This is a genomic window from Nocardioides oceani (assembly GCF_030412965.1).
In the GTDB taxonomy this organism is placed as follows: Bacteria; Actinomycetota; Actinomycetes; order Propionibacteriales; family Nocardioidaceae; genus Nocardioides; species Nocardioides oceani.
In genome coordinates this window covers 283,482-291,404 of sequence record NZ_JAUHJQ010000005.1, presented here as the reverse complement: position 1 = coordinate 291,404, position 7,923 = coordinate 283,482, and the positions used below count along the sequence as shown (strand labels likewise).

The window sequence follows — 7,923 nt, the reverse complement described above, 5'->3', positions numbered from 1 at the left end:
GGCGCCCGCCGAGGTCATCATCGAGTGGGCCGCCGCCACCTTCGGCGAGCGGTTCTGCGTGACGTCCTCGATGGGCGACGCCGCCCTGGCGCACCTCGCCTCGACGGTCGTGCCCGGGATCGACGTGGTCTTCCTCGACACCGGCTACCACTTCGTGGAGACGATCGGCACGCGCGACGCCGTCGCCGCCACGGTGGACGTCAACCTGCTGACGATCACGCCGGTGCAGAGCGTGGCCGAGCAGGACGCGGCGTACGGCAAGGACCTCTACAAGACCGACCCCGACCTGTGCTGCAAGCTGCGCAAGGTGCAGCCGCTCGCGGACGCGCTGTCGGGGTACGACGCCTGGGCCACCGGCCTGCGCCGCGCCGAGACCCACAACCGGGTCATCGCGCCGGTCATCGGCTGGGACGCCAAGAAGGGCAAGGTCAAGGTCTCCCCGCTCGCGCGCTGGAGCGACGAGCAGATGGAGCGCTACATCGCCGAGAACGGCGTGCTCGTCAACCCGCTCGTCTACGACGGCTACCCCTCCATCGGCTGCGCCCCCTGCACCCGCCGCGTCGCCCCGGGCGACGACCCGCGCAGCGGACGCTGGGCCGGCACCAACAAGACCGAGTGCGGGATCCACACCTGATGCGCGCCCCGATCCCCACCCGGACACCCGACAGCGTGGTCGGTCGAACCCCCGTCACCGCACCGTCTCGAAGGAGGCCGTCGTCATGACCGCTCCTGCCCTGGTGGCGCTGGCTCACGGCAGCCGTGACCCGCGCTCCGCCGCCACGATCTCCGCCCTCGTCTCCGAGGTCCGGGCCATGCGCCCGGACCTCCGCATCGAGCCGGCGTTCCTCGAGCTGTCCAAGCCGACGTTCGGCAAGGTCGTCGACAAGCTGGTGCGGGCCGGTCACGACGAGATCGTGGTCGTGCCGTTGCTGCTGACCGAGGCCCACCACGCCACCGTCGACGTGCCCCGCGCGATCGCCGAGGCCACCGAGCGGCACCCGGGCCTCCAGGTCCGTGCCACCGACGTCCTCGGCCTGGAGCCGCGCTTCCTCGAGGTCCTCGACGTGCGGATGCGCGAGGCGCTCCGCGCCGCCCGGGTCCGCGAGCTCGACGCGCTCGTCCTCGCTGCGGCCGGCACGTCCGACGCGCTGGCCAATCAGTCGGTCGCCCGGCTGGCCCGGCTCTGGGGCGCCCACCACAAGCTGCCCGTCTCCGCCGCGTTCGCCTCGGCCGCCCCGCCGGCCGCCGGCGAGGCGGTCCGGGCCTTCCGTGCCGAGGGCCGCCGCCACATCGCGGTCGCCTCGCTCTTCCTCGCGCCGGGCTTCCTGCCCGACCGCGTCGCGGAGCTGGCGCTCGAGGCCGGCGCGATCGCCGTCTCCGAGCCGCTCGGCGCGCACCCCGAGGTGGCCCGGACCGTACTCGCGCGGTACGCCGTCGGCGCGGTGGAGCTCGTGCCCGTCTGACCCGACCACCCGGACCGGGTCCTACCCTCGGGGGCATGGACGCCGGCACCGCACCCTCCCCCGCCCCGAGTGCCCCGAGTGCCCCGAGTGCCCCGCCCGGGTTGTCCGGCCTGCGCGACGTCGTCCGGTGCGACACCTCGGTGCGGGAGTGGGTGAGCTGGGCCGTCGGGCGACTCGACGCCGACGCGCACCGCAGTGCCGACACGCACCTGCTGCGGTTGCCCGCGCCCGCAGGCGCGCCGGTCGGCATCTACCTCAAGGACGAGTCGACCCACCCGACCGGCAGCCTCAAGCACCGGCTGGCGCGGTCGCTGGTGCTCTACGGCCTGTGCAACGGCGACATCGGGCCCCGGACCACGCTGGTCGACGCCTCGAGCGGCTCCACGGCGATCAGCGAGGCGTACTTCGCCCGGCTGCTCGGGCTGCCGTTCGTCGCGGTGATGACCCGGTCGACCAGCCCCGGCAAGATCGCGCTCATCGAGCGCGAGGGCGGCCGCTGCGAGCTGGTCGCGGACGCCGGGGAGGTGTACGCCGTCGCGCAGCGGCTCGCCGAGGACTGCGGCGGCCACTACCTCGACCAGTTCACCAACGCCGAGCGCGCCACCGACTGGCGCGGCAACAACAACATCGCCGAGTCGGTCTTCTCTCAGCTCGCCCTCGAGGAGCAGCCGGTCCCCGACTGGATCGTCGTCGGCGCCGGCACCGGTGGCACCAGCGCGACGATCGGGCGGTACGTGCGCTACCGCGGACTGCCGACCCGGCTCGCGGTGGTCGACCCGGAGGGGTCGGCGTTCCTGCCGTCGTACGCCGGAGACCCGGCCGGCACCGTCGAGACCCCGGGCTCGCGGGTCGAGGGCATCGGGCGGCCGCGCGTGGAGCCGTCGTTCGTGCCGGGCGTCGTGGACCGGATGATCGGGGTGCCCGACGCCGCGTCGGCCGCCGGCATGCGCTTCCTCGCCGACCGCTTCGGCATGCGGGCCGGCCCGTCGACCGGCACCAACCTCTGCGGCGCCCTGCAGCTGGCCCTCGAGGTGCGCGCCGAGCGCGGCCGCGGCAGCGTCGTCACGCTCATGTGCGACCGGTCGGAGCGGTACGCCGGCACCTTCGCCGACGACGACTGGCTGCTCGACCACGGCCTCAACCACCGGCCGCACCTCGCGCAGCTCGAGCGCGCGTGGGCCGAGCTGACCGCGTAGGGCCCGGCCGCGGGCGGGTCAGCCGCGGGCGATCCAGCGGGTCGCGCCCTGCTCGCCGGGCGCGTAGTCGGAGTCCGCACCGTTCTCGGTCAGCACCGCCACGCGGATCGCGCCGTAGTCGCCGTCGTGGAGGCAGTCCGAGGGCATGACCATGCGGGCCACGTCCCCGGCCCAGGTGAGCCGGTAGCTGTCGCAGGTCACCGGGCTCGGCCCCGTCGTGGTGTCGGTGAACGCGCCGGGCAGCACCTGCTGGCCGATGGCGCCGTCGCCCCCCGGCTCACCGCGCTTCTCGGCGACCAGGCGCAGGCCGCGGGCACCGCGCGGGTCGATGCTGACGATCAGGTCACCGTTCCGCTCCTCGGCGAAGGCGACCCGGACGACGACGCGGTCGTCGTCGTTGCGGATCGTGACGCCGACGACGTCGAGCCGCTTCGCGCCCCCGGCGTCCCCCTCGGGATCGTCGAGCCTGAGCGTCGCGGCGTGGGCGGGGCTCGCGGCGAGGGCGAGCAGGGCGGTGGTCGCGGTGGCCGCGGCGAGGGTCCTGAGCACGCTCGCACCCTCCCACGCGCGACCCGCCCGGGGAAGCACCGACGGGCCGGCCGGCGCCTGCCCGCTCGGCGCCTGCTCGCTCGGCGCCTGCTCGCTCGGCGTCAGCCGACGAGGCAGCCGAGCAGGTGCCGCAGCTGGTCGGCGGGATCGGCGGTGACCCCGCCGTGCACCGGGCCGGGCTGGATCACCGTGCTCTTGGGCGCCTTGAGGAAGCCGAAGCGCTGGCCGATCGGGTGCCCGGCCGCCGCGCCGCCGCGGTCGTCCCCCGCGCAGACGCCCTCCACGAAGCGGAGCGCGTCGCGCACCTGGTCGACGTCGAGCCGCGGGTCGAGCGCACGGAGCCGGGTGTCGTCGACCTGCCAGCCGACCTGGAGGTAGTCGGCGGCCTGGCAGTAGACGACGACACCGACGTTGAGGAACTCCTCGCGGTCCACGCGCGGGACGCAGCGGAGCACGACGTACTGGTAGGCGAGCCGGCTCATCGGGCACCTCCGCCGGCGAGGGGGAGCCAGGAGCGGGTGGCGAGCCGGGCGGTGAGGAAGGCGACGTACGCCGCCCGCACCTCGTCCGGGGACTGCGCGCCCGGGACCGCCTCGAGCCAGGCGTCGGGGACGAGCGCAAGCACCTCGGGCAGGTCGCCCGGGCCGAGCAGGTCGCGCACCTCCGCGTCGGCGGCCGGGAGCCCACCGGCGTGGGCGGCCAGGACGTGGTCGTCCATCCGCCACGGCTGGGCGGCGAACCGCTCCGCGGCGCCCTCCTTCTCCAGCGCGCCACCGGGCCAGCCGTGGTGGAAGTAGAGCGAGGCGCCGTGGTCGATGACCCAGAGGTCGCCGTGCCAGACCAGCAGGTTGGGGTTGCGCCAGCTGCGGTCGACGTTGGCGCAGAACGCGTCGAGCCACAGCACCTTCGCCGCGACGTCCGCCCCGGCACCGCCGACCTCGCCGTCGAAGCCGAACGAGCCGGGCAGGAAGTCGACGCCGAGGTTCAGCCCGACGCTGGCCACGAGCAGGTCCTGGACCTCCTCGTCGGCCTCGTAGCGCGCGATCTCGGAGTCGAGGTCGAGCACGACCAGGCGGGGGGTGCGCAGGCCGATCCGCCGGGCGATCTCGGCGACGACGACCTCGGCGACGAGCACGCGGACGCCCTGGCCGGCGCCGCGGAACTTGATGACGTAGGTGCCGAGGTCCTCGGCCTCCACGATCCCCGGCAGGCTCCCGCCCTCACGCAGCGGCGTGACGTAGCGGGTCACCGGAACCACGGGCAGCACCGCCGCAGCCTAGACCACCACGGGGCTGGTGTGACGAGGCGGGCGCGTGGGGTTTGCGGGCCGTTGCGCGGAGGTAGGAGGGGCGAGCGGCTCGGGACGCTGCACACGACCGACGAAGAACAGAACAGGACAACCCCCTTGCGCGTACGCCGCCTCCTCGCCGCTCTCCTCACCACCGGCCTGATCGCTCCCGCCGCCGCCGTGGTCGCCACCGCCGCCCCCGCCGCCGCCGCGACCGCCACGCAGATCGTCAGCGGGTCCGAGGACCGCCCGTGGTTCCACGTCAACGACTACTCCTCCATCCCGGGCGCCCCCGTCTACAAGCGCGACTCCATCTCCTTGTCGATCAACGTCGCCGACGCCAACGGCCAGCAGGTCTACGACGGCGACATCACCGTCCAGCGCCAGCTCCAGGGCAAGGACGCCTGGACGACGGTCGCCCGTTCCAACCCGGGCGACGCCTACCTCTACGAGACCCTCGACATCGTCGGCAGCGCGACCTACCGCGTGCTGTACGCCGGCAACGCGACGTACGCCCCGTCGTCGGCGCAGGCGGCGACCAAGGCGCAGCGCGACCTGGAGATCACCGGCATCAGCGGCCGCAAGACCGGCTTCGAGGGCAAGCTGAGCCCGAAGGCGAAGGTCAAGATCCTCGTCGCGAAGAAGGTCGGCAAGACGTGGAAGAAGTACCGCACGGCCGCATCGGACGCCCAGGGCCGCTTCCGCGTGGTGCTGCCGGCGCCTGGCCGCAGCGGCACGAAGTTCCACTGGAAGATCACCTTCCGTGGCAGCAAGGGCTTCGTCGCCTCGACCGTCAAGGGCACGACGTACCGCTACTGAGCGGGGCACACCCGACGGGTCAGGCGACCGGCTCCCGAGCCGGTCCGCCTGGCCCGTTCGTCGTCCCGGGCCGCCGTCCTGCTGTGCTCCTGCGAGGTCCGGTCAGTGCGCGACGCCGCGGTCGCGGGTGACCAGCGGCGGCTGGGAGGACCACGGGAAGTCGATCCAGCGGTCGGTGCGCCGCCAGACGTACTCGGGGTTCACGACCGTCCACGGCTTCTCGTAGATGACGACCGACCGGGCCTCCAGGACGTGGTCGGCGCAGAACTCCTGCACCACGCGAAGCGTCTTGCCGGTGTCGGCGACGTCGTCGGCGATGAGCACCTTGAGCCCGGACAGGTCGACCGCCTCCGGCGTGGGCGGGAGCATCACCGGCATCTCGAGCCGGGTGTCGACGCCGGTGTAGAACTCCACGTTGATCGCGGAGAGGTTCTTCACGTCCAGCGCGTAGCCCAGGCCCATGCCGAGGCCCAGCCCGCCCCGGGCGATCGAGAGGACCAGGTCCGGCTCGTACCCGTCGTCGACGACCTGGTGGGCCAGCTCGCGCACCGCGGTGCCGAACAGCTCGTAGGTCAGGACCTCGCGCTCGCGCTCGTCTGCCACGCCCTGCATTCTGCACGGCCCACGGGCGGGCGGGTCAGTCGAGGTCCGCCTCGTCCGGCCCGTCCGGCTCGTCGCGGCCGGCGCGCGCCAGCTCGTCGCGGACGACCGCGAAGGCCACCCCGCCGCCGTACCCCTTGCGGGCGAGCATCCCCACCAGCCGCCGGGTCGCGGTGGCGTCGTCGACGCGGGCCAGCGAGCGGAGCTTGCGGCGCACCAGCGCCCGCGCCGCCTCCTCCTCCTCGGCCGGGTCTATCTCGTCCAGGGCCTCGCGGGCGACCTCGTCGGCGACGCCCTTGCGGCGCAGCTCCTGCGCGAGGGCACGCTTGGCGAGCAGCTTGCCTCCCCCGGTGCTGCCGGCGGCACCGCGGCTGGCGATCCACGACCGGGCGAACGCCTCGTCGTCGATCAGCCCGACCTCCTCGAACCGGTCGAGCAGACGCGCCGCGAGGTCCGCCGGCACCTCCTTGGCCTCGAGCTTGTCGGCCAGCTGCTGGCGCGAGCGGGCCTGGCCGGTCAGCTGGTCGAGCAGGATCTTGCGTGCCACGGCCTCCGGGTCGGCCGGGGGGCCGGCCGCGACCGCGTCCTCGGGCGGCGGGGCCGACGGTTCGCGACGGCCGCGGCCGCGCCGGGCTCCGCGCGGCTGGCTGCGCCCCTCCGAGCGGTGTCGAGACGGTCGCTGCGCGACCCCCTCCACCGACTGCGAGTCAGCCGACCGCGCCTCGGCCGACCGCGCCTCGACCGACCGGGGGCCCTGCTCCGGGGCGGACGCGCGTCGGGTCCACGCGTCCACCCCGTCGGAGACGTCACCGAGCCACGACGGCGGTGGCCGGTCGTCAGAGAAGTCGGGCACGAGCCCTCCTCAGCGTCCCGCTCAGAAGTCCTCGACACCCACCGGCGCGGCTGGGAGGTCGGCCTCGGCGTCGACGGTCGGACCGACACCGAGCTTCTCGAGGATCTTCTTCTCCAGCTCGTTGGCGAGGTCGGGGTTGTCGCGCAGGAAGTTCCGCGCGTTCTCCTTGCCCTGGCCCAGCTGGTCGCCCTCGTAGGTGTACCAAGCGCCGGCCTTGCGGACCAGGCCCGCCTCGACGCCCACGTCGATCAGGCCACCCTCACGGCTGATGCCCTTGCCGTACATGATGTCGAACTCGGCCTGCTTGAACGGCGGGGCGACCTTGTTCTTGACGACCTTGACGCGGGTCCGGTTGCCGACCATGTCGGTGCCGTCCTTGAGCGTCTCGATGCGGCGCACGTCGAGCCGGACCGAGGAGTAGAACTTCAGCGCCCGACCACCGGTCGTGGTCTCCGGCGAGCCGAACATCACGCCGATCTTCTCGCGCAGCTGGTTGATGAAGATCGCGGTGGTCTTGGAGTTGTTGAGCGCACCGGTCATCTTGCGCAGCGCCTGGCTCATCAGGCGCGCCTGCAGACCCACGTGGCTGTCGCCCATCTCGCCCTCGATCTCGGCCCGCGGCACGAGCGCCGCGACGGAGTCGATGACGATGAGGTCGAGCGCGCCCGAGCGGATCAGCATGTCGGCGATCTCGAGCGCCTGCTCACCGGAGTCGGGCTGGGAGACGAGGAGGGCGTCGGTGTCGACGCCGAGGTTCTTGGCGTACTCCGGGTCGAGCGCGTGCTCGGCGTCGATGAACGCCACGATGCCGCCGGCGCGCTGGGCGTTGGCCACCGCGTGCAGGGCGACCGTCGTCTTTCCGGAGGACTCCGGGCCGTAGATCTCCACCACGCGGCCGCGCGGCAGACCGCCGAGGCCGAGGGCGACGTCCAGGGCGATCGCCCCGGTCGGGATCACCTCGAGCGGGGCACGCGTCTCGTCGCCGAGCCGCATCACCGAGCCCTTGCCGAACTGCCGCTCGATGTTGGCGAGCGCGGTGTCCAGCGCCTTGTCGCGATTGTCTCCACCAGCCATGGGGGTCTTCCTCGTCTCTCGTCGGGTTGCAGGCACGTCTCCGACGCTAGAGCGAGCCACCGACAACGCCTGGTCAGCGTG

At 73.5% G+C, this 7,923-nt stretch carries 10 protein-coding genes; 4 read left to right on the top strand and 6 right to left on the bottom strand.

Features of this window, described 5'->3' with window-relative positions:
• The 3 genes from QWY28_RS14525 to QWY28_RS14515 form a co-directional block, all read left to right on the top strand.
• On the top strand, positions 1 to 634 hold a 634-nt coding region (locus QWY28_RS14525; protein WP_300953275.1), incomplete at its 5' end, for a phosphoadenylyl-sulfate reductase.
• Positions 635 to 719: 85 nt separating this feature from the next.
• A complete protein-coding gene (locus QWY28_RS14520) occupies positions 720 to 1,463 on the top strand; it encodes a sirohydrochlorin chelatase (protein WP_300953274.1) in 744 nt (247 codons plus the stop codon).
• A gap of 35 nt (positions 1,464 to 1,498) precedes the next feature.
• The gene (locus tag QWY28_RS14515; RefSeq protein WP_300953273.1) at positions 1,499 to 2,659 is read left to right on the top strand and encodes a PLP-dependent cysteine synthase family protein; all 1,161 of its coding nucleotides are present in this window, start codon (positions 1,499 to 1,501) and stop codon (positions 2,657 to 2,659) included.
• A gap of 18 nt (positions 2,660 to 2,677) precedes the next feature.
• Here the strand turns inward: QWY28_RS14515 and QWY28_RS14510 are convergent, their stop codons facing one another.
• The 3 genes from QWY28_RS14510 to QWY28_RS14500 all read right to left on the bottom strand — a co-directional run bounded on the left by QWY28_RS14510 (position 2,678) and on the right by QWY28_RS14500 (position 4,475).
• On the bottom strand, positions 2,678 to 3,208 hold the full coding sequence (locus tag QWY28_RS14510; protein ID WP_300953272.1) for a hypothetical protein: 531 nt from the start codon (positions 3,206 to 3,208) through the stop codon (positions 2,678 to 2,680).
• Positions 3,209 to 3,309: 101 nt separating this feature from the next.
• Positions 3,310 to 3,690 (bottom strand): DUF3037 domain-containing protein, encoded by a 381-nt coding sequence (locus QWY28_RS14505; RefSeq protein ID WP_300953271.1) that lies wholly within the window; start codon positions 3,688 to 3,690, stop codon positions 3,310 to 3,312.
• Positions 3,687 to 4,475 carry a HipA family kinase gene (locus tag QWY28_RS14500; RefSeq protein WP_300953270.1) on the bottom strand — a complete coding sequence of 263 codons (789 nt, stop codon included), beginning with the start codon at positions 4,473 to 4,475 and terminating at the stop codon, positions 3,687 to 3,689. Before QWY28_RS14500 ends, QWY28_RS14505 begins: the two co-directional genes overlap by 4 nt.
• Before the next feature lie 138 nt (positions 4,476 to 4,613).
• Between QWY28_RS14500 and QWY28_RS14495 the strand changes: the two genes are divergently transcribed.
• Entirely contained in the window at positions 4,614 to 5,315 is a 702-nt protein-coding gene (locus QWY28_RS14495) for a hypothetical protein (RefSeq protein WP_300953269.1), read from the top strand.
• 102 nt (positions 5,316 to 5,417) lie between these two features.
• On the opposite strand, the gene QWY28_RS14490 is transcribed toward QWY28_RS14495, so the two are convergent.
• Genes QWY28_RS14490 through recA form a run of 3 tightly spaced genes read right to left on the bottom strand, consistent with a single transcriptional unit; the run spans position 5,418 to position 7,842 of the window.
• Entirely contained in the window at positions 5,418 to 5,918 is a 501-nt protein-coding gene (locus QWY28_RS14490) for a phosphoribosyltransferase (protein WP_300953268.1), read from the bottom strand.
• A 34-nt stretch (positions 5,919 to 5,952) separates the two neighbouring features.
• Entirely contained in the window at positions 5,953 to 6,768 is an 816-nt protein-coding gene (locus QWY28_RS14485; protein ID WP_300953267.1) for a regulatory protein RecX, read from the bottom strand.
• Between the two features lie 21 nt (positions 6,769 to 6,789).
• The gene (gene recA / locus QWY28_RS14480; RefSeq protein ID WP_166189035.1) at positions 6,790 to 7,842 is read right to left on the bottom strand and encodes a recombinase RecA; all 1,053 of its coding nucleotides are present in this window, start codon (positions 7,840 to 7,842) and stop codon (positions 6,790 to 6,792) included.
• Positions 7,843 to 7,923 lie beyond the last annotated feature (81 nt).

Excerpts from the sequence above, each read along its gene's own strand:
- QWY28_RS14520 (WP_300953274.1), top strand. The coding sequence starts at position 720 with ATGACCGCTCCTGCCCTGGTGGCGCTGGCTCACGGCAGCCGTGACCCG.
- QWY28_RS14515 (WP_300953273.1), top strand. The coding sequence starts at position 1,499 with ATGGACGCCGGCACCGCACCCTCCCCCGCCCCGAGTGCCCCGAGTGCC.
- QWY28_RS14505 (WP_300953271.1), bottom strand. The coding sequence starts at position 3,690 with ATGAGCCGGCTCGCCTACCAGTACGTCGTGCTCCGCTGCGTCCCGCGC.
- recA (WP_166189035.1), bottom strand. The coding sequence starts at position 7,842 with ATGGCTGGTGGAGACAATCGCGACAAGGCGCTGGACACCGCGCTCGCC.